The organism is Brachybacterium sp. AOP42-C2-15 (assembly GCF_052377065.1).
Lineage (GTDB): Bacteria > Actinomycetota > Actinomycetes > Actinomycetales > Dermabacteraceae > Brachybacterium.
The window spans coordinates 1-1402 of sequence record NZ_JBQSWK010000101.1 but is presented as its reverse complement, the minus strand read 5'-3'; the positions used below and the strand labels follow the sequence as shown (position 1 = coordinate 1402).

Annotated in this window: 1 protein-coding gene; it reads right to left on the bottom strand. The window is 65.4% G+C overall.

Annotation, left to right across the window (positions count from 1 at the left end):
• Positions 1–56 precede the first annotated feature (56 nt).
• Positions 57–1319, bottom strand: a complete 1263-nt coding sequence (locus ACT3SQ_RS19200; RefSeq protein ID WP_193119625.1) for an IS256 family transposase — start codon at positions 1317–1319, stop codon at positions 57–59.
• Positions 1320–1402: the final 83 nt, after the last annotated feature.

Sequence of the window (1402 nt, the reverse complement as noted above, 5' to 3'; positions counted from 1 at the left end):
GGAGGTGTCAAGTTTTCTGTGTAAGGGGCCGGTCGAACAGCCTCTCTGCCGGGTGGTCAGAGCGGAAGTCGGTTGGGGAACTGAACGGCGAAAGCATTGAGGGCTTGATGCCATCCCTGAGTGCCGGTTCCGAGCTGGCCACCGCGGCGGGTCTCGATGTTCCGGATCCCCAGATAGACCAGCTTCATCGCCGCCTCGTCCGACGGGAATGAGCCCCTCGTCTTGGTGATCTTCCGGAGCTGGTAGTTGATCGACTCGATCTGGTTGGTCGTGTAGATGACCTTCCGAATCTCGGGGGTGAACGCCAGGAACGGGATGAAGTCCTCCCACGCGTTCCGCCACGCCAGCACCGCCCCCGGCGCCTTGCTGCCCCAGGCCTCGGCAAAGGCCTCCAGGGCCAGCTCAGCGGCCGCCACGGTGGCCGCGGTGTAGATCGGGCGCATGTCCTTGGCCATGGTCTTGCGGTCCGTGTAGGAGGCGTACTTCATCGCCGAGCGCAGCAGGTGGACCACGCAGGTCTGGACCACGGTCTCGGGGTAGATGCTGTTAACCGCGGCCGGCAGCCCGGTCAGCCCATCGCAGCACAGGATCAGGATGTCCTTGGTGCCACGGTTGCGAATCTCGGTGAGGACGTTGGCCCAGAACTTCGCGCCCTCGGTGGCCCCCAGCCATAGGCCCAGGACCTGCTTGCGGCCCTCCATATCGACGCCTACGGCGACGTGGCAGGCCTTGTTGGTCACGACTCCGCCGTCGCGGATCTTGAGCCAGATCGCATCGATGTAGACGATCGGGTAGACCGACTCCAGGGGCCGGGACTGCCACTGGGCGACCTCGTCGGTGACGACGTCCGTGACCCTGGAGATCGTCGCGGCGGAGACCTTCGAGCCGTAGATCTCCTCGAGATGGGAGCCAATGTCGCGGGTGGTCATCCCGCGGGCATACAGCGACAGGACCATGTCCTCGACCCTGCCCAGTCGGCGGGTCCGCTTGGGCACGATCACGGGCTCGAACGAGCCGTTGCGGTCCCTGGGGACGGTGAGCTGCACTGGGCCCTGGAGGGTATGGATGGACTTGGTGGTCTTGCCGTTACGGGAGTTGCCCGTTCCGGCGCCGGCAGGGTCGCCGGACTCGTAGCCGAGGTGGTCGCTCATCTCGGTCTCCAGGGCCCGCTCCAGCACGGCCTGGGTCATCCGGGACAGCAGCTCCTCGACCCCGTGGCGGCCCTCTCCGAGGTCTTCGGCGGCGTTGACGAGGGCGTCGACCTGGTCGGCGCTCAGCACGCCCGCAAGAGGGTTCTGGGCATCAGCAATCTCGGTCATGTCATCGGTCCTTTTCAGAGGCGAGCCCGCAGGTCACACCTCGGTTAGAGACCGGACCCTTACACAGCTAATGAAACACCCTC